15 protein-coding genes, 1 tRNA gene and 4 pseudogenes are annotated in these 24,226 nt (G+C 70.9%); 12 read left to right on the forward strand and 8 right to left on the reverse strand.

The genetic code is table 11. From position 1 onward, the window contains the following. Nucleotides 1–2 precede the first annotated feature (2 nt). Nucleotides 3–1,755, reverse strand: a pseudogene (locus ElP_RS41115) (type I restriction-modification system subunit M). A gap of 1,202 nt (nt 1,756–2,957) precedes the next feature. Between ElP_RS41115 and ElP_RS11275 the strand changes: the two are divergent. The 6 genes and pseudogenes from ElP_RS11275 to ElP_RS41120 all read left to right on the forward strand — a co-directional run. Beyond that, a complete protein-coding gene (locus tag ElP_RS11275) occupies nt 2,958–3,590 on the forward strand; it encodes a hypothetical protein (RefSeq protein WP_145269303.1) in 633 nt (210 codons plus the stop codon). A 101-nt stretch (nt 3,591–3,691) separates the two neighbouring features. After that, nucleotides 3,692–3,901, forward strand: coding sequence for a hypothetical protein (locus tag ElP_RS11280; protein WP_145269305.1), 210 nt, complete (start codon nt 3,692–3,694; stop codon nt 3,899–3,901). Further along, the gene (locus tag ElP_RS37890; protein ID WP_197446899.1) at nt 3,898–4,257 is read left to right on the forward strand and encodes a helix-turn-helix transcriptional regulator; all 360 of its coding nucleotides are present in this window, start codon (nt 3,898–3,900) and stop codon (nt 4,255–4,257) included. Before ElP_RS11280 ends, ElP_RS37890 begins: the two co-directional genes overlap by 4 nt. 203 nt (nt 4,258–4,460) lie before the next feature. Further along, nucleotides 4,461–6,017 carry a hypothetical protein gene (locus ElP_RS11290; protein ID WP_145269307.1) on the forward strand — a complete coding sequence of 519 codons (1,557 nt, stop codon included), beginning with the start codon at nt 4,461–4,463 and terminating at the stop codon, nt 6,015–6,017. A gap of 21 nt (nt 6,018–6,038) precedes the next feature. Beyond that, nucleotides 6,039–6,506: a DUF3987 domain-containing protein gene (locus ElP_RS11295; protein ID WP_145269309.1), complete on the forward strand. Its 468-nt coding sequence runs from the start codon at nt 6,039–6,041 to the stop codon at nt 6,504–6,506. A gap of 306 nt (nt 6,507–6,812) precedes the next feature. Beyond that, nucleotides 6,813–7,736 (forward strand): annotated as a pseudogene (locus ElP_RS41120) (tyrosine-type recombinase/integrase); the annotation flags it as partial. Nucleotides 7,737–8,031: 295 nt separating this feature from the next. Here the strand turns inward: ElP_RS41120 and ElP_RS11305 are convergent. Both ElP_RS11305 and ElP_RS11310 read right to left on the reverse strand, forming a co-directional pair. Continuing rightward, nucleotides 8,032–8,118: transfer RNA gene (locus ElP_RS11305), tRNA-Ser, on the reverse strand. Between the two features lie 312 nt (nt 8,119–8,430). Next, the gene (locus tag ElP_RS11310; RefSeq protein ID WP_145269311.1) at nt 8,431–8,625 is read right to left on the reverse strand and encodes a hypothetical protein; all 195 of its coding nucleotides are present in this window, start codon (nt 8,623–8,625) and stop codon (nt 8,431–8,433) included. A 1,789-nt stretch (nt 8,626–10,414) separates the two neighbouring features. On the opposite strand from ElP_RS11310, the pseudogene ElP_RS41125 reads away from it, so the two are divergent. The 5 genes and pseudogenes from ElP_RS41125 to ElP_RS11330 form a co-directional block, all read left to right on the forward strand. Further along, nucleotides 10,415–10,525, forward strand: a pseudogene (locus tag ElP_RS41125) (hypothetical protein); the annotation flags it as partial. A 148-nt stretch (nt 10,526–10,673) separates the two neighbouring features. Next, complete coding sequence (locus ElP_RS11320) at nt 10,674–11,240, forward strand: chitobiase/beta-hexosaminidase C-terminal domain-containing protein (protein WP_197446900.1); 567 nt, start codon at nt 10,674–10,676, stop codon at nt 11,238–11,240. Continuing rightward, a pseudogene (locus ElP_RS41130) lies at nt 11,156–12,403 on the forward strand (CotH kinase family protein); the annotation flags it as partial. The gene ElP_RS11320 and the pseudogene ElP_RS41130, both read left to right, overlap by 85 nt. Before the next feature lie 475 nt (nt 12,404–12,878). Continuing rightward, nucleotides 12,879–13,772 (forward strand): hypothetical protein, encoded by an 894-nt coding sequence (locus ElP_RS41135; protein ID WP_390836063.1) that lies wholly within the window; start codon nt 12,879–12,881, stop codon nt 13,770–13,772. 524 nt (nt 13,773–14,296) lie between these two features. Next, complete coding sequence (locus ElP_RS11330; RefSeq protein WP_145269317.1) at nt 14,297–15,235, forward strand: carbonic anhydrase; 939 nt, start codon at nt 14,297–14,299, stop codon at nt 15,233–15,235. A 16-nt stretch (nt 15,236–15,251) separates the two neighbouring features. Here the strand turns inward: ElP_RS11330 and ElP_RS11335 are convergent, their stop codons facing one another. The 5 genes from ElP_RS11335 to ElP_RS11355 all read right to left on the reverse strand — a co-directional run bounded on the left by ElP_RS11335 (nt 15,252) and on the right by ElP_RS11355 (nt 22,366). Next, nucleotides 15,252–16,799 (reverse strand): proton-conducting transporter transmembrane domain-containing protein, encoded by a 1,548-nt coding sequence (locus ElP_RS11335; RefSeq protein WP_145269319.1) that lies wholly within the window; start codon nt 16,797–16,799, stop codon nt 15,252–15,254. Further along, nucleotides 16,799–18,187: a proton-conducting transporter transmembrane domain-containing protein gene (locus ElP_RS11340; RefSeq protein WP_145269321.1), complete on the reverse strand. Its 1,389-nt coding sequence runs from the start codon at nt 18,185–18,187 to the stop codon at nt 16,799–16,801. The genes ElP_RS11335 and ElP_RS11340 overlap by 1 nt, the downstream gene beginning before the upstream one ends. Beyond that, complete coding sequence (locus ElP_RS11345; protein ID WP_197446901.1) at nt 18,184–21,300, reverse strand: DUF2309 domain-containing protein; 3,117 nt, start codon at nt 21,298–21,300, stop codon at nt 18,184–18,186. The genes ElP_RS11340 and ElP_RS11345 overlap by 4 nt, the downstream gene beginning before the upstream one ends. Nucleotides 21,301–21,385: 85 nt before the next feature. Beyond that, nucleotides 21,386–22,105: a PTS sugar transporter subunit IIA gene (locus ElP_RS11350; RefSeq protein ID WP_145269325.1), complete on the reverse strand. Its 720-nt coding sequence runs from the start codon at nt 22,103–22,105 to the stop codon at nt 21,386–21,388. 75 nt (nt 22,106–22,180) lie between these two features. Beyond that, the gene (locus ElP_RS11355; protein WP_145269327.1) at nt 22,181–22,366 is read right to left on the reverse strand and encodes a toxin-antitoxin system HicB family antitoxin; all 186 of its coding nucleotides are present in this window, start codon (nt 22,364–22,366) and stop codon (nt 22,181–22,183) included. Nucleotides 22,367–22,728: 362 nt separating this feature from the next. Between ElP_RS11355 and ElP_RS11360 the strand changes: the two genes are divergently transcribed. Then, nucleotides 22,729–24,099, forward strand: coding sequence for an OmpP1/FadL family transporter (locus ElP_RS11360; RefSeq protein WP_145269329.1), 1,371 nt, complete (start codon nt 22,729–22,731; stop codon nt 24,097–24,099). The last annotated feature ends 127 nt before the right edge of the window (nt 24,100–24,226 follow it).

Genomic DNA, 24,226 nt, shown 5'->3' on the forward strand with positions numbered 1-24,226 from the left:
ACTCATCTCGACAGTCCCCCGATCATCTCAAGAATCCGGTCGGTGACGCCCTTCAACTCCGCGTCAATCTCGGCCAGGTCGCGGGGCGGTTTGAACACGTAGAAATGCCGGTTGAACGGGATCTCGTAGCCCACCTTCGTCTTGTCGTGGTCGATCCACGCATCGGGCGTATGCGGCAGCACTTCCCGCTTGAAGTACGTCTCCACGTCCTCGCCGAGCGGCACGTTCTCGGTGTCGCGGAGGCTGGAATCGGGCTGGGGCTTGCCCTTCGCCTTGCCTCGGGTGCCGAGCACGACCTTCCCCTTCTCGTCCCGCAGGGGGTGTTCCACCGTGATCGTGCGGTAGCCGAAGTCCTCGTTCCTGAAGATGCGGCTGATCGGCACGCCGTCGCAGTTGACTTCCCGGCACTCGCCAAATAGCCGCGTGATCTCCTCGATGTGCTCAGGGCTCAGCTCCTTGCGCTTGCTGCCCAGGCTCTTGCGCATCTTCCGCCAGTATCCGCTGGCGTCGATCAGTTGCACCTTGCCCTTCCTCGGCGTCGGCTTGCGATTGCTGACAATCCAAACGTAGGTGCTGATGCCCGTGTTGTAGAACATGTGGATCGGGAGCGCGACGATGGATTCGAGCAGGTCGTTCTCTAGCACGTAGCGGCGGATCTCGCTCTCGCCCGACCCCGCCCCGCCCCGCCCCGCCCGTGAACAGCGGTGACCCGTTCAGGACGATGCCGAACCGGCTGCCCCCGTCGACGGCGGGCCGCATCTTCGAGATCAGGTGCAACAGGAACAGCAACGAGCCGTCACTCACCCGGGGCAGGCCCGGCCCGAACCGCCCGTTGAAGCCCTGCTGCTCGGCCTCCCGGCGGACCTCCTTCTCGATCTTCTTCCACTCCACGCCGAACGGGGGGTTGGACAGCATGTAGTCGAACTGCTTCCCCGGCAGGCCGTCGTTCGACAGCGCGTTGCCGAAGATGATGTTGGCGATGTCCTGCCCCTTGATCAGCATGTCGGCCTTGCAGATCGCGTACGACTCGGGGTTCAACTCCTGCCCGTACATCACCAGACGGGCTTCCTCGTTCATGCTCGCCAGGTGCTCGTCGGCCACCGATAACATGCCGCCCGTTCCCGCCGTGGGGTCGTAGAGCGACCGGACGACGCCCGGCTTGCGAAGGGCGTCGTCGTCCTCGATGAAGATCAGGTCGACCATGAGCCGGATGACTTCGCGCGGGGTGAAGTGCTCCCCGGCGGTTTCGTTCGAGAGTTCGGCGAACTTGCGGATCAGTTCCTCGAACACCGCCCCCATCTGGGCGTTGCTGACGACCTCGGGATGCAGGTCGATGGTCGCGAACTTCTCGGTGATCAGGTACAGCAGCTTCGCCTTCGCCAGCCGGTCGACCTGCGTGTGAAAGTCGAAGCTCTCGAAGATGTCCCGCACGGCCTGCGAGAACGCCTGGATGTAGGCGAACAGGTTCTCCCGAATGTGGTCCTGGTCGCCGACCAGCTTCTTCATGTCCAGGGGCGACGTGTTGAAGAAATGCTGGCCCGACTTCCGCAGCAGGAACGGCTCCGGGTTCAGCCCGGCCTTCTCCCTGGCCTCCCGCTCGGCCAGCACGGCGGCCTTGGTCTTCTCCAGCACGCAGTCGAGCCGCCGCAGCACGGTGAATGGCAGGATCACCTTGCCGTACTCGGACTGCTTGTAGTCTCCCCGCAGCAGGTCGGCCACTGACCAGATGAACGAAGACAGGTTCGGGTCATTCATCGGCGGTTTTCTTCCGATCCTCGGACGGGCAACTCCAATGGCCGGGACATCTTAGCACGAGCCGGACCGCGCCGACAGCGTGCCCATGACCCTCGCCTGGCACGCTCGCAATGACGGCCGTGCCCATCGCGTCCAGGAGTTGCTCGATGCCCTCGTCTCGCTCGGTCAGGCCCGAGGACTCGAAGGCGGTTGACTTGTCATCTTCTGATTCCTGCCTTGTCGGCGGAAACCTCCGGATCGTCAATCTGGATTCGCCCACGCGATTAGGCGGGGTATACTGAAGAACACGGGTTGGTTCGATCGGTTGGCCGCCGATCGGCCGGGAAAGCGGCCCGGCGCGTCAGTCCCGTCCCCTACCGGGCCCGACCGCCGGGTCGGCCCGTCCGTAGGGGAAGACCATGCTCGACGAAGACACTTCCACCGGGCCAACCGGCCCGAGGCCCGAGGACGCGCCGGCGCCGATCGTCTACAGCACGACCGGGAAGGCAAGCGGCCCAAACCATACCTTCGATCCCTCCGGGGCGAAGTGCTATGAATCGCCGAACCTCCGATGGATTGGGCCGCACGTCTACCGAGAACGCCTGTATGCCATCGACGGGCGATGGATCGCGGTTCGGTGGCGCCCCTCTCGGCCGAAGGAACGCGGGAATCCCGGAGGCCGACCAGCCGGGGTTGGCGTGGCCCTGTCGCTCGACGAGGCCGCGAAGTGGTTCGCCGATCACGGTCTCGATCCCCCCGGCCTCCTCGTCAACCAGTTGGCCGCTCCCCGGGAGCCCCAGGGCGACCCGACGGGGGGGGCCACCATCGCGCGTGCAGCCCTCCCCCTGCTCAAGGCGGTGCTCGCCCAACTGGAGAACAACCCGGACGACCCCTATGCCGCCTCGGCCCTCGATGGACTCGCCGGGGAGATCGGAAAGGCCCTCGATCGGTGGATCGGCCGATCGCACGGCGGTGATCCCGGGTCGAACGTCGGGATCGCGTTCAACGCGCTGTGGCGACTGAACGATGCTCTGGCGACTCGCGATCCGGCCAAGATTGGACCGGCCGCCGATGCCCTTAAAAGGGCCCTCCGCCTGCTCCCAGAAACGCCCCCGGGGGCGAGCGGCCCGATGCCCGGGGCCGCTCCTCGGAGTCGCGCCGACGTTCCCATCCCCGAGTGGCGTCGGCCGATCCGCGGGTTGACCCCGCACGCAAGGCAGACGTTGGCCGGCTGGCTTCGCACGCGGAAACGGCTTGGGCTCTATGAGGCGGGGGCCATCCTGGAAGAACTCGACAGGTTGGAGCGGTTCGATTCCGACTGGTATCGGGAACAGGCCCGGATTCAATTCCGCCTGCTCGACGCGATCCCGGGGGCAGATCGGGTTTTTCGCCGCTACTTCGACCTGGCTACGTTCAGCAGTGCCGGTCGACCGACGCCGGAGTTCATCCGGAGCCTGATCGACGAACTGATCGCTCGTGGGGAATCGCCGGATTGGATCCGACGTACGCCGCTCGCGGTGGCTCTGGATCGGCTGGAGTTAATCCGGGATCAGGCCGGGGGCCGCTCTCTTGACGCCCCGAGACAGGAAACCGAGCCGTCCCCCGAGGATCGCTTGGAGTTGGAGCTTCGCCGCAGGGGTAAGGGGAGTCCTATTGCAGCAACACTGGTGGGCTACATGAAAGGGAAGGAGTGCGCTCTCCCCTCCGATGTCGGCGACGAGGTTCATGACGATCGAGATGCTAGCGACAAGACGATCCGGGGGAACCTCAATCGCGTCAACGAAGTCGCGGAGGAACTCGGCTTGTCCCTGCGCTATCGACTGAAGGGGGGCCGGGTCTGGAAGGAAAGGGGGTGATTGGTCGATGCATCCAAGATGTATCCGAGATGCATCCGAGACGCATCCGGTCGCGCTCATGATTCGCTCGGGCGGGGAAAGAACCGCCTGGGAGATCCACCATGAGCGAATCCGACCGCGACTTGATCCCGCCGCCGCCCCTGGTCCGGGCGAAGCTGGCACGGGCCGTTAGGGAGGCCCGACGGCTACGGTCATTGCTCCGCCTCTCCGAGAAGGCCGAGCTCGACCGCCAGTTCTGCGATGAGCTGATCCACGCCACGAAGTCCCACGAGGGCCGCCGTATAGTCGATGGCCGGGGGGTGGCCAGATGAACTGCCCGACCCGAACGCCCTCGCCTGAGGCCGCTGCAAGCCCCGAGTCGTCCGAGCCTGCCGAACTGCCCCCCGGCATCGGCCAATTGGCCGAGATGCTGGCCGCCTCGCTGGACCGGATCGCGGCCCGGATGCTGGCCGCCGAGATGGCCGCCGCTGGCATCGAGCCGCTGGTCGGGATCGACGAATGGGCCGCAACCCTGGCCTGTTCTCGACGCGAAGTCGAGCGAATGCGATCGGCCAGGAAGCTGCCCCCGCCGGACTTGTCGATCGGCCGGTCACCCCGGTGGAAGGCCGCCACGCTCCGGACCTGGATCGACGAGCAATCACGGGCCTCGGGCCGGGGGGGACGATGATGAGTCCCCATCGTGACCCGACCGAACGCCTCGTGGCCCGGCTCGAGTCCCTGGGGTTCGACCCTCGCCCGACCGGTTCCGACTCGTGGGAGAGCCGATGCCCGGCCCACGACGGGGACCGACGGAACCTGTCCGTCTCGAGGGGCGACGACGGCCGGGCACTGGTCCGATGCCACGCCCACGGTTGCCCCGCCGGGGATATCGTGGCCGCGCTCGACCTGGACCTGAGCGATCTGTTCACACCCCGGGACGATCGCTCCACCCCCACGAGGCCCCGGGCCAACGGCAAGGCCCGAGCCGACCGGAAGGCCCACCCGACCCCCGAGGCCGCCATCGGGGGAACCGCCCTCAAGCTGGGCAGCCCGACGGCCCATTGGGCCTATCACGAGGCCGACGGGACCGAGGCCGCCCGGGTCTATCGGTTCGACCCGGCGGGCGAGCGGAAGCAGTTCCGGCCCGTCCATCTGACCGCCGAGGGCTGGGTGATGGGCGACCCGCCCGGACTCTGGCCGCTCAATCACCTGTGCAACCTGGCCGACTCTGACCGGGTCTACGTCGTCGAAGGTGAGAAGGCTTGCGACCTGGCCCGGAACCTCGGGGCGACCGCCACGACAACGGCCCACGGCTCGAAGTCGGCCCACAAGAGCACCTGGAACCCCTTGGCCGGGCGGGATGTCGTCATCCTGCCCGACGCCGATCCCGAGGGGGAGGATTACGCCCAAGCCGTCATCGCGGAGCTGGCGAAGCTATCCCCGAGGCCCACGGTCCGGGTCGTCCGCCTGGACGACCTCTGGCGGACGGATGCCGAGATCACCAAGGGGGCCGACATCGCGGAATGGCTTCAGGACGGTGTCCCCGAAGGCTGGGAACCCGAGCAATGCCGGGAGGAGTTGGATCGAGTGGCGGACCTGGCCCCCATGCTGGACCTCCCCCCCCCGCCCCCGGCCGAACCCCGGGACGCTCCCGAGCCGCCCGTCGGCCCGGCCTGGCCCGATCCGCTCGAAGCCCCCGAGCTTGATGGCTTGGCCGGGGAGCTCGTCCGGGCCATCGAGCCCCACACCGAGGCGGACCCGGTGGCCATCCTCGGGCAACTGCTCATCGGGTTCGGCAACTTGATCGGCCGTTCCGCGTTCTTCGCCGTGGAGGCCGACCGGCATTACGGCAATGAGTTCCTCGCCCTCGTGGGGGAGACCGCCAAGGGCCGCAAGGGGACCAGTTGGAGCCATGCCCGGCGCCTGCTGGACGCCGCCGATCCGGCCTGGACCGCGGATCGGGTGATGACCGGGCTGAGCACCGGGGAAGGCCTGATCCACGCCGTTCGGGATCCGGTGATGAAGCGAGAGCCTATCAAGGACGGCCCGTCGAAACGCATCATCGGCTATCAGGAGGTCGAAGTCGACCCGGGCGAGACGGACAAGCGGATCTTGTGCATCGAGCCCGAGCTTGGAGGGACGCTCCGGGTAGCGACCCGGGACGGGAACAATTTGTCGGCCCTCGTGCGCCAGGCCTGGGACTCGGGCGAACTGCGGACCCTGACCCGGAACAACCCGCTCAAAGCGACCGGCGCCCATGTCTCGATCGTCGGACATATCACCCGCGATGAGCTGGCCACGCTGCTGACCCGGACCGACGCCGCGAACGGCTTCGCCAATCGGTTCCTGTGGCTCTGCGTCCGCCGGTCCAAGCTGCTCCCGTTCGGCGGGTCGATCGGCGACGTGGATTTCGCCCCTTTGGTGCGACGGCTCACCGAGGCCGCCTAAGTTGCCCGGACCCGAGGCCGGATGACCCGGGACGCCGCCGCCGATGAGCTGTGGGCCGCCTCCTATCCCGAGTTGTCCGGGGGGCGGCCCGGCCTCCTCGGCGCCGTCACGTCGCGGGCCGAGGCCCACGCGATGCGCCTGGCCATGCTCTATGCCCTGATCGACGGATGCCCGATGATCCATGCCGATCATCTCCAATCCGCTCTGGCCCTCTGGCGGTACGCCGAACGGAGCGCCGCCCACATCTTCGGAGACGCCCTGGGCGACCCGGACGCCGACGCCTTGCTCGAGGCCCTCCGCGCCTCGATGCCCGAGGGGCTGACCCGGACCGAGATCCGGGAAGGTGTCTTCCAGAAGAACAAGTCGTCGCAGCGGATCGCGGGGACCCTCCGGGTGCTGACCGCTGCCAACCTGGCCTTCTGCCGGATGGAGCCAACAGCGGGACGATCGGCGGAGCGTTGGTTTGCAGGTAGGGAACCTACGCCATAAACGCGGTAGACGCGATATCTCGCCCTCGGTGCTGACACCTTAATGCGTCTATGGCGTCTATGGCGTAGCTGAATCGACCGGAAACCCCTTGCCTCGGTCCCGATATTTCGACCCACACCGAGCCGACAGATTGCGCCCCGGGCCGACTGTATGCGACAATCCGACCAAGCCGACCGATCACCTGGAGGGGGATGACCGATGGCCGACCTGAGGAAGCGTGGGAAGAACTGGTACTACCGATTCACCGACGCCGACGGGCGACGGGTGGAGCGGAAGGGTTGCCCCGATCGTCGGGCGACCGAGGAGATGGCCCGAGCGGCGGAGTCGGACGCCGCCCGGCAACGGGCCGGGCTGATCGACCCCAAGGCCGACGCCTTCCGGCGCCACGAGGCGCGACTCCTGGCCGATCACCTGGACGACTGGCGGGCCGACCAGTTGGCTCGGGGTGTGACCCCCAAGCAAGCGAACCAGAACCGCAACCGGACCGGGCGGGTGATCGAGTTGGCCAGGGCGGAGCGGCTGTCCGATCTGACGCCCTCGGGGGTGCAAGCCGCCCTCGGGGCGGTCCGTGCGGAAGGAAAGGCCCTCCGGTCGGTCCATCACTACACCCGGGCGATCAAGGGATTCTCGCGCTGGCTCTGGCGCGATGGCCGGACGCGGGATGACGCCCTGGCCCACATTGCGCCACCTAAGAACCCCGATTCCGACCGCCGGCGCCGACGCCGGACCCTCTCCCCCGAGGAAGCCGCTCGACTGATCGGGGCCGCCGAATCCGGGCCGGTCGTTTTCAAGCTGCCCGGCCCGGATCGGGCGATGCTCTATCGGCTGGCCCTCGGGACCGGGTTCCGGGCCGAAGAACTGGCATCCCTGACCCCGGAGAGCTTCCGACTCTCCGAAGCCCCTCCGGTGGTCGTCTGCGCGGCCGCCTACTCCAAGCGCCGCCGGGAAGATGTCCAGCCGATCCGGCCCGACCTGGCCGCCATCCTGGCCCCCTGGCGTGCATCCAAGTCCCCCTGCAAGCCACTATGGTCGATCAAGAGCGATCACACCGCCGCGATGATCCGGCGCGACCTGGCCGCCGCCGAGATTGCCTACGAAACCGATTCGGGGGTGGCCGACTTCCACGCCCTCCGCCACACCTACGTCACCATGCTTGCCAAGTCGAGCGCCCCGGTGAAGGTGGTGCAATCGTTGGCCCGGCACTCGACTCCGACGCTCACCCTCGGGACCTATGCCCACATCGGCCTGGCCGACCAGTCGGCAACCCAGGACGCCCTGCCCCCGATCCGGCCCGAGTCACCCACGAACGAATCGGCCCGAGCAACGGGGACCGACGGACCTAGAAGCGATCGCTTTGCCCCATATTTGCCCCATACAGGGGACGGATTGGGTCGGTCCAGGTCGGATGGTGGCGATTCGGAAGCGATGAAAGCGGGTTCCGATGTGGCTCTGGCGATGAGTCGTAACCCCGTTGATTTCCAGGGAGTTGACGCTTTGAGTCGGACCCAGTCGGACCCTGTCGGAGCGGAGGGGGAGGGATTCGAACCCCCGGAGACGTTGCCGCCTCAGCGGTTTTCAAGACCGCCGCAATCGACCACTCTGCCACCCCTCCGAATTGCGTAAGCCTATTTTTTGCTTGACTTTGGCGATCCTGTTCTGCAAACCTCCCGCTTGCGTGATCTTCATTACCTTCTAATCAGCGATTTGGTCTTCTAGATCCGGGTAACTGATCGCCATCGAAGGGTAACCGGGAAGCGATCGCCTGAACTGAAGGACAAGCGAGTCAAGGGGTATCATACTACGTCGCCCGGCATCGTGGCACCATCGAATATCTCGGGAGGGTGGATCGGGGGTGAGCGTCTCGAAAGTCGGTGGAAAATCGCGTACAACGGGGGCCGCTGATGGGTCCGTCCTGATTTCGTCGTCATTTGCCCATCGAGGCCCCCGCATGTCTCTCCCCGAACTGCCCCCCGAGCAAGCCGCCGAAGCCGAGCGCATCTACCAGGCCTTGCGGGCGGCCGGCGATGCCGAGCTGCGCCGGATCGCCCATCCGCTCGCCTCCAAACCCGACGGCCAACTCCTGGGCGAGACCGAGTTCGAGGTCCGCGACCGGGTGCATCGGATCGGGGCCAAGGCCATCGAGACCGCCCTGAACGGGCGCAAAGGGGGGGGGACCGGGGCTCCAGCCTCAGCCGCCCGGCCTGCCGCGGCCCGAGCAAGTCCCAGGGCCGCCGCGACAAGGCCTTCATCAGCCTGATGGGCCCGATTACCCTGGCCGGGCGGGCCTACCACACCTGCCCGGCCCGCCGGACCGGGCACATCCCCATCGACGCCGAGCTGGGGTTGGCCGCCGGCACGCTGACGCCGGGGGCCGAGGAGATCACGACGTGGGCCGGCACCGTCGGCAGCTTCGCCGAGGCGGCCGAGAAGCCGCTGCCGCGGATGGCCGGCCTGCGGCTGGCCGAGTCGACCGTCGAGCGGACGACCGAGGCGGCCGGCGAGCGGCTCAGCGGGCTGTGGGCCGCGGGGCACGCCCTCGGCCCGGCCGCCGACTGGCGGTGGAACCGCGATGCGCGGGGGCGGGCCGTCGGCTACGTCAGCGTCGATGCCGCCGGGCTCGGCATGCCGGGCGACCGCGGCGCCAAGGCCGACGGCCGCATGGCCTCCGTCGGCAAGGTCTTCAACCCCCGCGCCGCGCCGTCCGAGGCGGCCCCGAAGGGGCATCCGCCCGCGGCCCGCTACCAGGCCGGGTTGATGGGCCTCGACGAGTTGGGCGCGCGGATGCGGCGGCAGGCGGCCCAGGTGGGCCTGGACCGGGCCGAGCGGTGGGTGGCGTTGACCGGCGGCGGGGCGGGGCGGGACGGCTTCATGGACGTGTCCTTCCCGCGCGCCGTGCGCGTCCCGGACTTCGACCACGCCGCCGAGCACCTCGGCGACCTGGCCAAGGCGTACTGCGGCGGGGATGCGGAGGCCGCCGGCACGCTGACGGGGCGGTGGAGCCATCGGATGAAGCACGAGGGCGGCGGTGCGATCCCGGCGACGCTGGAGGCATTGGACCTGGGCGGCCGATCGGCCGCGGCCCGCGAGGGGCATCGGCAGGTGAGCGGGTACATCCGGAACAACCTGCACCGGATGGACTACCCGCGGTACCGGGCCGCGGGCTGGCAGATCGGCTCGGGTCACATCGAGGCGGCCTGCAAGACGGTAAGCGGAGCGGGATGCGTTGGGGCGGCGACGGGGCGGATGCGGTGTGCCAGCTGCGGGCGTTGTACGAAGGTGAGCCCGGCCAATGGGATGCCTTCTGGTACCGATCCATCAACCGACACACCAACCGTCTACCGACGAAGAAGACGCTCACCCACCGGGGTCGAATGGCGAGCAAGGCACTGGATCCCGATCGACCTCGGCCCGGGCTTCCCGCTCCGGCGTCGATCACGTCGTGCCCCAGGCCCTCGAGGTGCCGGTCCACCAGCCCCTCGCCCCCCGACCCTCGAGTGGGGCTCGCCCGCGCGCATTGCCCTGAAAGAGGGTTCTGGCCTGCGCCCCGGCGAACTCGTGAGCCACGTTCAGCCACGCGCCCGCCCCCGAGGGAGGACGGGCCGATCGAGCCGAGCACGCCCGAGGTCGCCCGGGAGGGCCGGTGGGCGACCGGACCCGAGAGCACCGCCCCCCGACGCCGCCCCGCCCCGGCGTGCCGCCGCATCCGACGAGGACCTGCCCGATGGTGATTCCCCAGGCCGCGATTCGCCCCCCGATGGACCAGAGCCCGACCGATCCCGGACGATCGGCGTGCGAGCCGACGAGGCAGGGCCTCGGTCGAGTGCCTGGAGCCTCGTACGCTCCTGGACGCGGCGACCGGACCGGTCATCAGCGAGTTCCTCGCCTCCAACGACGCGGGCCTGCTCGACCTGGACAGCGACGCCTCGGACTGGATCGAGGTCCACAACCCGACCGCCTCGGTTGTCGAACTGGCCGGCTGGGCGCTGACCGACGACGCCGATGAGCCGGGCAAGTGGGAGTTCCCGGGCGTCACGCTGCCGCCGGGCGGATTCCTCGTCGTGTTCGCCTCGGACAAGGACCGGGCCGAGCCGGGCGGCGAGCTGCACACCAACTTCGGGATCGGGGCCGGGGGGGGAGTACCTGGGCCTCGTCCGGGCCGACGGCACCGTGGCCCACGAATATGCCCCGGAGTTCCCGCCGCAGGAGGCGGACGTCTCCTTCGGGGTCCCCTTCGACGGCGCGTCACCGGATCCGTCGTCGATGGGCCTTTATTTCATCGACCCGACCCCCGGCGCGCCCAACTCGGGGGGCGACGCCAGCGTGCTGGAGCCGGTCTCCTTCAGCGTGCCGCACGGGTTCTATCAGTCGCCGATCTCGGTCGGGCTGGGTTCCCCCACCCCCGGCGCCACGATCCGATACACCCTCGACGGCAGCGAGTCGACCGTCGACCACGGCGAGATCTACACCGGCCCCCTCGCCGTCACCCGGACCACGATCCTCAGGGCCGGCGCGTTCAAGCCGGGCCGGGCCGCCCCGCCGACGGTCGCACAGACCTACATCTTCCTCGATGACGCGTCGCGGCAGTCCCCCCAGGGCCAGGCCCCCCGGGCTGGCCGACGACCTGGGGCGACCACGTGGTCGACCTCGGGATGGACCCCGCCATCGTGGATCACCCCGAGTTCGGCGGCGAGGCGCTGGAGGCCGCGCTCCGCTCCATCCCGACGATCTCGCTGACCACCGACCTGGCGCACCTGTTCGACCCCGCTACCGGCATCTACGCCAACTCCTTGCAGGGCGGCCGGGATTGGGAGCGACCGGCTTCGGTCGAGCTGATCAACCCCGACGGCGCTCCCGGCTTCCAGGCGGGGGCGGGCGTGCGCATCCGGGGATCTTCCAGCGCCGTCCCGACGAACCCGAAGCACTCCTTCCGCCTCTTCTTCCGGGACGGATACGGGGCCCCGTCCCTGGACTTCCCGCTCTTCGGCGACGAGGGCGTCGACTCGTTCGAGAAGCTGGACCTGCGGACGGCCCAGAGCCTCTCGTGGAGCTTCACCGGCGACCCGGGCAGCAACTTCGTGGCCGAGGTCTTCGCCCGCGACACGATGCGGGATCTGGGACAGCCCTACACCCGCAGCCGCCATTATCACCTCTACCTCAACGGCCATTACTGGGGCCTCTACCAGAGCGAGGAGCGCCCGAGCAGGGAGTTCGCCGAGTCCTATTTCGGCGGCGACGAGGACGACTACGACGTCGTCAAGGTCGAGTCGGGCCTATACACCATCGAGGCCACCGACGGCGACCTCGGGGCCTGGCGGCAGCTCTGGCAGGCCACGACCGCCCCCGGCGGCCTCTCCACGCTCGAGGCCTACTACCGGGTCCAGGGCAAGGATCCCGACGGCTCCGACAACCCGGCTCGCGAGGTCCTGCTCGACGTCGACAACCTGATCGACTACATGGCCACGAATCTCTATATCGGGAACCTCGACGGGCCGATCGGCGGCGACCCGTCGACCGGCCTCTTCATCAACAACTTCTACGCGATCCGGAACCGAGCCCCCGACGCCCGCCAGGGGTTCCAGTTCATCATGCGCGATGCCGAGTGGTCGCTCCTGGATCACAACGTGGACCGCAACGGCCCCTACGAGGTCGGGTCGGATTTCCCGAGGTTCAACCCGCAGTACCTGCACCAGCAACTCCTGGCGAACCTTGCCTATCGCGAGCAGTTCGCCGCACGAGTCCGGCGGTACGTCTCCCCGGGGGGGCCGCTCACCCCCGAGGAGTCGATCGCCCGGTTCCGGGCCCGGGCCGCCGAGATCGACGCGGCGGTCCTCGCCGAGTCGGCCCGGTGGGGTGACGCCCAGCGGCCCGACGCCCCGCTGACCCGGGCCGACTGGCTGGCCGCCGTGGATCGGGTCACCTCGCAGTTCTTCCCCCGGCGGACGGGCGTGTTCGTCGACCAGCTCCGCGATCGCGGCATCCTCCCGCCGGATCCGTCCGTGGTCGACCCGGCGGCCCGCCCCGTCCCCGGCGATTACGACGCCGACGACGTCGCCGACCTGGCCCTCTTCCGGAGGGGAACGGCCCGGGGATCCTTCCTGGCCTCGACCCCGGGCGGCGAGCTGTCCCGGGATCTGGGAGGCCCGGGGGACATCCCCATCACCGGCGACTTCGACGGCGACGACGTCGCCGACTTCGCCGTCTTCCGCCCGGACAGCCCGCAGATGCCCGGCGCCTCCGAGTGGTTCATCTCCGGCTCGAGCAACCGGGGATCGCACCCTCCTCTTCGGCGGCTCGGGCCTCGACCTGCCGGCCGCGGCCGACTACACCGGCGACGGCATCACCGACTTCGCCGTCTTCCGGCCGATCAGCGACCTGGTCCCCGGCGCCGCCCAGTGGTTCATCCTGCCGAGCGAGGGCGGCTCGGCCTTCAGCGTCACCTTCGGCGGCGCCGGCGGCCTGGACCAGCCGGCCCCCGCCGACTACGACGGCGACGGCCGGGCCGACCTCGCCGCCTTCCGGCCGATCAGCGACCTGGTCCCCGGCGCCGCCCAGTGGTTCATCCTGCCGAGCGGCCCGAACGACGCCACCTTCAGCGGCCGGGTCGGCGGCTATGCCCTCCCGTTCGGCCAGGCCGGCGTCGACCGCCCCGTGCCGGCCGACTACGACGGCGACGGCCGGGCCGTCGTCGCCGCCTACCGGCCGACGACCTCCGAGTGGTTCATCCTCCGATCGACCGCGGGCGCCTTCTCCACGACCTTCGGCATCCCGGGCGACGTGCCGGCGCCGGCCGACTACACCGGCGGCGGTGCCGCCGACCTGGCCGTCTTCCGCCCCTCGGACGCCGTCTGGAGCGTCCGGCCCCTCGACGGCCCCGCCGCGATCGACACCCCGTTCGGCGCCCCCGGTGACGTGCCGACCCTCGCGCCGCTGTCCGATCGGGATCCCCGGCCCGGCCCGATCGTCGCGGCCTCCGACCCGGCCTCCCCGGCCGGATCGGCCGCCGCCTCCCGATTCGCCGGCGCCCCACTCGGCCTCGGCCGGCAGGCCGCCGACTCCTCGCCCACCGGCATCGTCCGCCCGGTCGGACCCCCGGGGAGAGCCGCCGCGGTCGCCGAGGCCGAGCGAGTCCGCCGCGTCCCGTCCGGGGATGACCGTCCGGGGAGGGTCCGCGGCCCGTGGCCGGGTGCATCGATCCGCCCGGCCGCCGTCCTCCGCTCCCGGCTCGCCGGCACGAGGCTCCGCCGAGACGCCCTCGGCGGCTGCTGAACCCGACCCCACGCCCGCCCTGCCGGTCGATCCCCCCGGGGGCCTCGGGGGGATTACCGGCCGGGCAACCTGCGCCCGGATTCGCCGGGCCCGGCCGCGGGAAGCTCGTCGAGACGCTGCACCTTCCGGGGCGGGGGACGCACCGCTGAACCGACGGTCATGGCAGGCCGTGGACCCGCCCCCCCGGTGCTCTCGACGCCCGGCCCTCCGGCCTGGTGTCCGCCCCGTCCCGCCCCCCCGTATGGGGCAACTCCGGGGCGAAGAGAACGATGACGGGGCCGCGGCGCGGACCGGCCACGTGCATCGGGGCGGACGACGCACCCGCCGATGAGCGGTCGGGGACGAACGCAGCGGCGAGGCCCCGGTCCCCGGGCGATGCCGAGGCCCTCCCCCCCCGGCTCGAGGGCCTCGGCATCCCATCGCGGCCGGGGGAGGCGTCTCGTAAGATGAGCGTGCGGCCCCGGTGAGAGGGGCCATCCCTCTCCGGTTCGCCGTGCGTACGGTCCTGCCCTCGGGAAGTTGTCATGATCGACTACGTCTTCCGGTACGACCCCTCGCAGCCCGGCGTCAAGCGCACGCCGGCCAACGCGGAGGAGGCGCGGCAGCTCCTGATCGAGGGCAACCGCGTCTTCTCCCAATGGATGGCGACGTGCCGTCGCGGCGACTCCCCCACGGGGGACTCCCAGTACGTCGTCCCCAGCAGCGGCCTGGATCCCTCGACCTTGAGCCCGACCGGCGGGTATCCGGTGCAGAAGCCGTTCGCGGTCGTCCTCGGCTGCTCCGACGCCCGAGTCCCGACCGAGATGCTCTTCGGCCAGGGCTTCAACGACCTCTTCGTCATCCGGGTGGCGGGGAACGTGATGGGCAACGAGGTCCAGGGGAGCATCGACTTCTCGACCGTGGCCCTGAGGGACAGCGTCCGCGTCCTGGTCGTGCTCGGCCACACCAACTGCGGCGCCGTCAAGGGGGCGGTCGAGGCGTATCTCGAGCCGCAGAAATTCTGGTCGCGGGCCAACTCGCCGTACTTGAGGCAGATCTTCCAGGAAATCTTCGTGGCCGTCCGCGAGTCGGACAACGCCCTCCGGGCCGCCTGGGGCCCGGAAGCCCCGGCGCAGCCGAGATACCGGGAGACCCTCAACGACATGGCGGTCTGCCTCAACGCCGCCCACACGGCCTTCTCCCTCCGCCAGCAGGTCGAGGCGGCGGGGATCTGGGACATCGAGGTGCTCTTCGGGGCCTACGACGTCTGTACCTATCAGGTCTGCATGCCGATCCACCCGGACGAGGACCTGGACGCCCAGAAACCCGAGCTGGTCAACCTCGCCCACGCCCCCACGCACCCCCGGGAGTTCGCGGCGCTCGCCGCCCGGCTGGCCACCACGCTCCGCCGGCCCGGCGCCCCCGCGTCCGAGTCCGCGTCGGTGGAGACGTCGGCGGAGGCGGGCGGCGACTCGGATCAATGACCGGTGACCTCTCGGGTCACGGCCGGCCGGGCGATTCCCCCGCCCTCCGGCCGTCCCGCCCTGGCCGCACGGGGGCCCCGGCGGCGTGGGGCCCGGCCGACGGCCGAGGTCGACGACCGGGGCGATCGGCGGCCGGTGCTGTGGGATCGCGCGGCGGGGGCGTCGAGGTGCCGAGGAGCCGCCCGGCCCGCTCCTCGGCGAGGCCGACGGCGGCGCGATAGCGGCTCGAGACGCCGGGCTGCGGGAACAGGCCGCCGCCCAGGATCAGGGCGGTCAGGATGAGGACGGCGACCCGCTCCGGGAGGCGGATCCGCAGGTCGATCGTGGCCTCTCGGGGCCTCCCGGTGAAGATGCGGAAGTAGGCATGCATCACCGCCAGGCCGTTGAGGGCGGCCACGACCACCACGCCCGCCCCCGCCAGGGGCATGGCCCGGGTCGCCCCCTCGACGAGCAGCTCCAGGCCGACGAACCCGGCCGTCCCGGGGAATCCGATGCCCGCCAGGCCGGTCAGCAAGAACAGGGCGGCCAGCAGCGGGACGTGGGCGTCCAGGCCGTGGAAGTCCGCCAGCGAGACGCGCCCCACGCGCGACTCGACGCAGCGCAACGCCAGGCCGAAGCCCGTCAGGGATAGCGCCACCGAGGGCCACAGGCTCAGCGCCCCCGTCAGGCCGACCGGGGTGGCGGTCTCGAGCCCGACCAGCACGAGCGACGAGTGGCTGAGGAACAGGTAGCAGAAGAAGCGGCGGGCCTCCCGCTGCACCAGCGCCATGCCCGCGGCGTAGAGCGCCGTGAAGAGCGAGGCCGCGGAGATGGCCTGCAAGATCCAGGGGGGGGCGACCGGCAGCACCAGCCGGGTCACCCCATAGGCCCCCACCATCGGCGTGACGGTCAGCAGGGCGGTCCCGAAGGTGGCGTGCTCGAACAGGTCGGTCATCCAGCAGTGGACGGGGACGATCCCGTCCCTGAGCAGGACGGCGGAGGTCAGCAGCGAGACGGCCAGCACCGAGTATCCCGGGGCCCCCCCCCGGTCGGCGATCAGGGCCTGCCCCAGGCAGAGCAGCGCGACGAAGACGGCCATGTGGGCCGCGTAGACCCGCGTCGGCCTGCGTCGCGCCCGAAGCTCCAGGAAGGGCGGCACCGTCCCGGCGGCCAGCAGGGCGACGATCCCCCAGGGGTGCTTGCAGGCCAGCGTCGCCAGCAGGACCGCCTCGGTGGCCAGGGACCGGGCAAAGGAGAACTCGCGGACCTTGGTCCGCAGGGTCGCCAGGTTGGTCAGGAAGCAGATCAGGGCGGACATCGGCAGCAGCGGCGCGCTCAACGCGTCGAGGACCAGCAGGTCCTCGGGGAGCAGGCGTGCCAGCGGGGCCCAGCCGTCCCGGGCCTCCGAGGTGCCCAGGATCCCGAAGTCGAGCCACGCCGCGACGGCGCAGGCCAGGGCCAGGCCGGACGCGACGAGGCCCAGACGCCTCGCGGAATCCGGGTCCTTCGTCAACCCGACCCGGATCGCCCCGAGCGCGGGGACCAGGACGCAGAGCCCCAGCCAGGGCAGGTGCAACTCGGGCATCACGGCTCCTCGCCGATCGGAGCGGAGGGGGAGACCGAATCCGACTCGCGGGACGCGGTTCCGGCCAGCAGGTCGGTCCAGCGGCGTTCCATCCGGTCGCACCAGCCGAAGGCGAGCACGAAGGGCCGGACGACGAACCGGTCCAGCGCCGCGTCGAACTGGCCCCGGTCGAAGCCCACGCGATAGAGGCCCCGGCGGACCCGTTCGGGGAACCGATGCGCCGCGGGGCCGTGCTCGACGCGGAGGTGCCCGCCGACGGCGTCCTCGAGCAGGTGATAGTCGTGGAGCAGCGAGGGCGCCCGGAGCAGCTGGAGCGTCCGCAGGCAGGCGTGGCCGATGATGTGGACCAGCGGGATGTACCGCAGGCCCAGGCCGATCTCGGCCGTGATGATGCCGACCTGCGTCAGGGAGGCATAGGCCAGGGCCCCCTTGGCGTCGGCCTGGACGCGGCCGGCGACCGCCGCGAACAAGGCCGTGCCCAGGCCGATCGCCACCACCGCGGCGCACAGCCAGGCCGAGCGATCGAGGATCGGGCTGACGCGGAGCAGCAGGAAGGCGCCCAGGTGCACCGAGAGCGCCCCGTAGAAGACCGCGCTCGACGGCGTGGGCCCCTCCATCGCCCTCGGCAACCATCCCGAGAACGGGATGAGGGCCGACTTACCGGCGGCCGCGACCAGCAGCAGCGTCCCCACGCCCAGGGCCTGGCCGGGGGTGAGGGCCGCCTCCCCCCCCGGCCACGGCCCCGCCCCCATCAGCCCCTCGAAGTCGCCCTCCCCCGAGACGTGGTGCAGGGCGACGGCCGCGAGCAGGAAGGCGGCGTCGGAGATCCGGTACACCGACCACACCCGCTGGGCGTTGAGCACCGGCGCCGCCCGCTCGTGGAAGAACGCCACGAGCAGGGCCGAGGAGAGCCCGACCAGCTCCCAGCCGAGGAACAGCGTCTCGATCGTCCCGGCCAGCGAGGCGACGACCATCCCGAGCAGGAAGACGGCGAAGCAGCGGAAGAACCGGCCGTACCCGGGCTCGCGGTGCAGGTAGCGGTCGGCGAAGGCCCCAATCGTCCCCACGAGGACGAACGTGAGTAGGGCGAAGGGGACCGAGAGCCGGTCGAAGACGAACTTCAGGTGGAAGTGGAAGCGTTCCTGCGGGATCGCCACCCAGTCTCCCAGCTCGATGGGCACGAACCGGGAGCCCGAGGCGAGCATCAGGGCGAGCACCCCCAGGGCCGAGCCGAGCCCGAAGACGACGCACGAGCCGGTCCAGCGGGCCGTCGCGCCCTCGCCCAGCGGCCGGCCCAGCAGGGGGGCGGTCCCCAGGACCGCCAGCAGCAACGCCGGGGACGCGATGACGCAGGTGCCGAGGACGGCGTAGATCGCCTCGATAGTCATCGGGCGGCCCCCTCGGGGATCGGGTCGTGATCCCCCGCCTCGGGGGAGATGGTGGCGAACCCCAGGTGGCCCCGTCGGCCCCGGGACCACGCCGCGGAGGACGGGGCGACGGGCAGGTCGGCGTCCCCCGGCCGGTACGGCTCGAAGCCGCCGTCCCGGAAGACGTGGACGGCCGGGGAGGCGGGGTCGAGCGTCGCCAGCTGCACCCAGCCGTTGCGCACCAGGCGGCCGATCGGCCCCTCCCCGCCCAGGATGGCCATGAGGATCTCCGGCGTGGTCTCGACGACGAACAGGATCCGCATCGGCTCGTGGATCTCGACCATCTGCCAGGGGAGCCCGGGCCGCAGGTCGCTGGCCGCCCCGTCCATCACGCCCAGGAGCGAGGTGATGTTGTGGGGCAGCTTGGTCCCGCAGCCATACCCCGAGGGATCGACGGACGAGAAGAAGTATTCGAGGTTGATCCCGGCGCAGACCGGGATGACGGCCCCCAGCAGCGCCGCCAGGGTCGACCCCTCGGCGTCGTCCCGGGTCGGGTCGTACGAGGCGAGGAACGCCCGACGGTCGAGGAACAGGCCGCGCGTCCGCGACCGCCGGCCGACGACGCAGGCCGCGTTGGTGGCGTGGCCGTATTCCGGGCGCGTCTGGGAGAGGTCCTCCGCCCGGGCCTCGACGTGGCGCAGGGCCTCGTCGGCCGTCGGCAGGGGACCGGCCGACTCGAAGCGCCGGCAGCGTTCCTGCGCGTTCCGCCGTCGCGCCTCCCCCGAGGCCGCCCTCGCCCGCTCGGAGAGCCCCCGGTGGGATGCCGGCAGTCGGTCGAGGTCGAAGTACGTCAGCCCGTCGTCGCAGGTGTTGTGGTAGGCGCCGACGAAGTGGACCTCGTCGGGGATCGGGAGCCCGTCCTCGGCCAGGAGGCGACGCACCCGGGGGTCGTTGGCCATCTGGGAGAAGGCCCGGGCGTTGGGCCCGCCGCGGGCCCCCCCGCAGGCCCCGCAGTCGTGGGCGGCCTCCTGGGGGTTGTTGAGGCTCGACGAGCCGTGCCCCATGACGACGACCAGGCGGGCATATTCCCCGGTGAGCCCGATGGTACGCAGGAGGCCCCCCACGACGCCCGCCATCTCGGCGACCGAGTAGCCGAGCCCGCCGTCGACGGGACCCGGCTCCGGATCGGAACGTTCGAGCCGGAGCTGGGTCACCGGCGGGGTGACGACCCGCCCGAGGAGGCGCCGGATCCGGGCGGTCCGGCGGGGCAACAGGACTCGCATGAGCAGCGGGACGCCGGCCACCGCCCCCAGCAGGCCGGTCAGCAGGCCGCCGACGAAGGTGCGCGTGCCCAGGTGCAGCATATGCGAGAGCCGGCCGAGCCGGCGGCGGGCCTCCGCCTGGATCCGGCCGGCCCCCTCGAAGGAATGCGTCGGCTCCTCCTGCACGTAGTGTCGCGGCGTGACGCTGATCGGGCAGAGCGGGCGGAAGTGGGCCTCGGTGACGCCCCGATAGTACATCGCCACCCCGAAGTACCCCGCGACGCCGAAGGTCTCGCAGCCCGGCTCCACCTCCTCCAGGTGGCGGCGGAAGGACTCCTCGCGCTCGTCGAGGCAGCAGACGACCTGGAAGATCGCGCGGCCCTCGGGCACGGCCGCCGCCCCCGCGTGGGCCGTCAGCGCGTCGAGGACCCGATCGCGGTAGTGCCGCTCGTAGGCGAGGTGGTAGATCCGCCGCCGATCGAGGTCGCCGAAGGACTCGATCTCCTCGACGAGCCGCCCCCACTCGACCTTCGAGAGCCGATGCAGGTCGGCGGGGCCCCACCCCCGGACCTGGGCGAGCTGGAACACGAGGTAGGCCCGCTGATCGACGCTGACGCGCGACGGGCGCGGGATCCGGTGGCGGAGGGCGGCCCGAAGGTCTCGGAGGTCGGTCGCGCCCGGGAGCGCCTCGCGGGCGACGTGGCGCAGGGCGACCCGTTCGAGCAGCAGGCGGACGGCCAGGTACTCCCGGAGCGTCCCGGGCGGGGCCGGGTGGGCGGCCCATTCCGCGTTCGTCTCCATCTGCCGGAGCATCCCGGCCCAGCCGCGCAACGCCAGCAGCGTCTCCGCGAGGTACCCCGCACGTTCGGGCTCGGCGACGCCCAGCAGTCGGAGCGACTCGTCGATTGATTCGATCGGGGACAGCCCCGCCCGCTCGACCCTCCGCAGCTCGTCCGGCAGCCCGCGGAGCCAGGGGTCGACGGGCCTCGCGTCCCGGTACAGGCCCGCGAAGGCGCGGAAGAACCCGGCCTCCCGGCCGGGGAGCGGCCAGGTGGCGAACCCCTGGTCCAGGAAGGCGGCGCAGAAGCGGATGAGCACCTCGTGGACCATCAGGTCGGTGTCCCGGCCGGTCGCCAGCACGACCAGGTCGCGATGGCGGGCGGGGGGCGGGACGGCGTCGCCGGGCCTCCTCACGCCGTGGACGCCGGCGTGGCAGATCCGCCAGAGCAGGTGCAGGGTGAACGACTCCCAGATCCGCGCGGGCCACCGCTCGACCGTCGACGCGCCGAAGCGGTCGAGCAGCGCGGCGACGACGGCGGCCCCGCGGCCCGCGCCGCCATCGCCGTCGCCGGTGGCATCCCCGAGGACCCACCGACGGGTCCGGTCGACGACCCGCCGCCTCGACTCGGGCGTGGCCTCGTCCCGGAACCGCACCAGCGCGTCGGTCTCGGCGACCAGCCACCGCAGCTCCGCGTCGGTGCCGAGGCGGAGCGGGTGCTCGAGCATGGCCAGGCGCAGGTGATACCTCGTCCCCATGAACCCGATCAGGACGTCGGCATCCTCGCCGAGGTCGTCGACCAGGGCCTCGGCGAGGTCGCCCGGGGTGATCCTCCCCCGGGCGACCTCGCCTCGGTAGGAGCCCTCGGGCAGGTAGGGATGGCAGCCGTAAGTGGCCGCCCCTCGCCTCACAGCCTCGTCGAACGGCAGATCCTCGAAGGCGTGCAGCGTGTTGTGGTGCACGAAGACCGTGATCGGGCCCTGCGACGGCAGCAGGTGCGCCGCGTGCTCGATCTGATGCGCCAGGTCGTGGGCCGGCCCGTGCCCGCCGAGGCCTGCCAGGTGTCTCGACTCGGGGGTCGATGCGTCGTGCACGTCGGGATGGTCCGGTTCTCGGGGACGTCGCCCGGCTCGCCCGGCGTCGCGGGGCGGCGGGCCGGGGTGGCGGATCGACCGGCCCTCATCGCCCTTCGGATGCCGGGTCGGGGCCCAGGGCCGGCTCGGCGCCGCCCAGCTCCTCCTCGGCCCGCCGCACGTGGGCGAGGATCCCTTGCCGCGAATCCTGGTCGCGCAGGGCGTGACGGACCTCGGGATCGCGCAGGACGAACGACAGCTTGGACATCAGGTGCAGGTGGGCCCGCGTCGTCGGGCTGATGATCGTGAACAGGGTATGCACCGGCTCGCCGTCCAGGCCGCCGTACGCGATCGGCCGGTCCAGGAAGCACAGGGCGAGGGTCGGCCGGTCGATGTGCAGCACGACGGGGTTGCGCACGTGCGGGATGGCGATGCCGTCGCCGATGGCCGTCGACGCCATCGCCTCTCGGGCCAGCAGGACCCGCAGCAGGAACTCGCGGTCGACCTCCCCGGGGAGCCTCAGGAGCTGGACCACCTCGCGCAACGCCGACTCCTTGTCGGAGCCGGAGACGCGGTAATGCACCCCGCCGGACTCCAGCGCCTCGACCAGCGACGGGACCGGCTGCCCGGCCGCCTCCGGCTCGGCGAAGATCTCGCTCGAGACGTTCAGCCGCCGGGAGGTGGCCCACTCGAGGATCTCGGCCCGGTTGAAGCGATACTGGTCCTGCACCCGGTAGGCGGGGATCGACTGCTGCTTGATCCAGCGGTAGATCGTCTTCTCGGAGACGCTCAGGATGCGGGCGGCGTCGCGTACGGAGAGGTTCACGGTCGCGTCCTTCGCGCCCCGGGTCCCGCCCGTGCAGGGCCCCACCGGAATGAGGCGACCGGCCCGGCGTCCCGCTCAGCCGGCGGTGATCGCCCCCGGGGACGCCGTCGTGCCGGCCGCCTCCCGACTCCCCTCGGCGTCCCGGAGGATGGCGACGATCAGCGCATTGAGCGAGGTCTTCTCCTCCCGGGCGCGGCTCGCCAGATACTCATGGAGGGGTGGGGGCATCCGGATCTGGAAGTGGACGACGGTCTCGGGCATCTCAGACCTCGGGCGGGGCCGCGCCTGGCCAGGAATGGGAATCGATGGACATTCAGGACTCCCAGTGACATCTCAGGACATTGTCCCCCAGGTGACGCCTGTTGTCAATGACGAAGGAGTTTTGCCGAGGCAGGGCCGAGACGCCGCACCCGAGCCTCGACGCCCGCCCCGGGCACACCCATCGCCTCGCGTGCCGCCCGCGGCGCCATCGGCCTCGGCGAGCGGGGGAGGCGACGGGCCTCGCCGCTCGAAGCCGACGCTCCTTGATTCTCGCGCGGGGGCGAGCGTTCCGCTCAAGTCGGACGGGCCGGGACCCGATACGACCGGCATAATCGTCAAACTTCGCCACAGGGGCCGGTGCAATGCGAGGAACCATACGGGCCGTGCTCGGGGCCGTCTTGGTGGCGAGCTGGGCCTCGACGGCCGGCGCCCAGGGGATCATCCTGCCCGGCGCGGGGCCGATCAACCGGTCGATGGCGGGGGCCTCGACGGCCGCCCCGATCGAGCTGGGCGGCACGTACTGGAACCCGGCGCTGCTGAGTGCCTTCGAGAGCAACCAGGTGCTGCTCGGCTCCGAATTGCTGATCCCGAGCACGCACTTCACCGGCACGCTGCCCGCCGGGGCGATCAACGGGACCTTCCCGCCGAACGACCGCTACGGGGTGTCCCGGAGCGACAGCGGGGTGGCCTCGAACCTGGCCACGGGCGTCTCGTTCAAGCTGAGGGAGGACTCGCCGACGACACTGGGCCTGCTGGTGGCCGGGTTCGTGGGCGGGAACGTGAACTACGCGGGCAGCTTCAGCACGCCGCTCCTGACCCCCCGGGTGCCGCCGGACTTCGCCGGGGTCGGGCCGATCTACGGCAACGCCTCGATGCTGGCGATCACGCCGATGATCTCGACGCGGATCGGCGACCGCTTGCACGTCGGCGGCGGGCCGATCATCAGCACCCTGTCGCTCGCGATGGACCCGGCCTTCTTCGCGCCCGGCCCCCGGGACGAGTTCGGCCTGGTGACCTTCCCCTCGGCCACGCACTCCCGGCCGTTCTGGGGGGGCGGGTTCCAGTTCGGGCTGCTGTACGAGGTGAACGACTCCTGGAACGTCGGCTTCTCGTACAAGAGCCCGATCTGGCAGGAGCGCTGGAGCTTCAACTCCTCCACCCCGGACCTCGTGGGGCGGAGGATCGGCGTGGACGCCGACATCCCCCAGATCTTCTCCTGGGGCGTGGCGTACAAGGGGATCGACCGGCTGCTGGTCGACGTCGACCTCCGCTATTTCGACTACCAGAACGCCGCCCTGTTCGGCCAGCGGGTCGTCGACGGCGGCCTCGGCTGGGACAGCATCTTCGCGGTGGCCTCCGGGGCCTCCTACCAGCTCTCCGACCGGCTGACCCTCCGCGGCGGCTATTCCTACAATGAGAACCCGATCCGGGACAACACCACGCTCTTCAACGTGCAGCTGCCCGGCATCCTCCAGCACAACCTGTCGCTCGGTGCCTCGCTGAAGGTGACCGAGAACGTCACGTTCACGGCCGGCTGGGTCCACTCCTTCCGGAACTCCTCGGAGGGCCAGGTGACCCAGGTCCCGGGCGCGACGGCGAAGTTCGACACCCAGCTCGACTCGATCCTGGCCGGCATCAACATCGAGTGGGGCACCCGATGCCCGGAGTGCCACCGGCACCACGTCGACCACGGCCACGGCTCCGGGGCCGGGGCCGAACCGGCCTCCAACTGATCGCCCAGCCAGTCGGCATTGCATCGCACCGGCACCTTCCCCCGCCACCCGGCGACTGCGACAATCCGGGGCAGTCGTCGCGAGCCGGACGACGCCCCCTCGGACGCCGTCGGCTCGGGTCGCCCTC

Source organism: Tautonia plasticadhaerens, from assembly GCF_007752535.1.
GTDB lineage: Bacteria > Planctomycetota > Planctomycetia > Isosphaerales > Isosphaeraceae > Tautonia > Tautonia plasticadhaerens.

Excerpts from the sequence above, each read along its gene's own strand:
- ElP_RS11355 (WP_145269327.1), bottom strand. The coding sequence starts at position 22,366 with ATGCCCGAGACCGTCGTCCACTTCCAGATCCGGATGCCCCCACCCCTC.
- ElP_RS11335 (WP_145269319.1), bottom strand. The coding sequence starts at position 16,799 with ATGCCCGAGTTGCACCTGCCCTGGCTGGGGCTCTGCGTCCTGGTCCCC.
- ElP_RS11360 (WP_145269329.1), top strand. The coding sequence starts at position 22,729 with ATGCGAGGAACCATACGGGCCGTGCTCGGGGCCGTCTTGGTGGCGAGC.
- ElP_RS11280 (WP_145269305.1), top strand. The coding sequence starts at position 3,692 with ATGAGCGAATCCGACCGCGACTTGATCCCGCCGCCGCCCCTGGTCCGG.
- ElP_RS11330 (WP_145269317.1), top strand. The coding sequence starts at position 14,297 with ATGATCGACTACGTCTTCCGGTACGACCCCTCGCAGCCCGGCGTCAAG.
- ElP_RS37890 (WP_197446899.1), top strand. The coding sequence starts at position 3,898 with ATGAACTGCCCGACCCGAACGCCCTCGCCTGAGGCCGCTGCAAGCCCC.
- ElP_RS11340 (WP_145269321.1), bottom strand. The coding sequence starts at position 18,187 with ATGACTATCGAGGCGATCTACGCCGTCCTCGGCACCTGCGTCATCGCG.
- ElP_RS11295 (WP_145269309.1), top strand. The coding sequence starts at position 6,039 with ATGACCCGGGACGCCGCCGCCGATGAGCTGTGGGCCGCCTCCTATCCC.
- ElP_RS11310 (WP_145269311.1), bottom strand. The coding sequence starts at position 8,625 with ATGCACCCGGTCGCGGACCTCGAACTCGGTCTCGCCCAGGAGTTGGCC.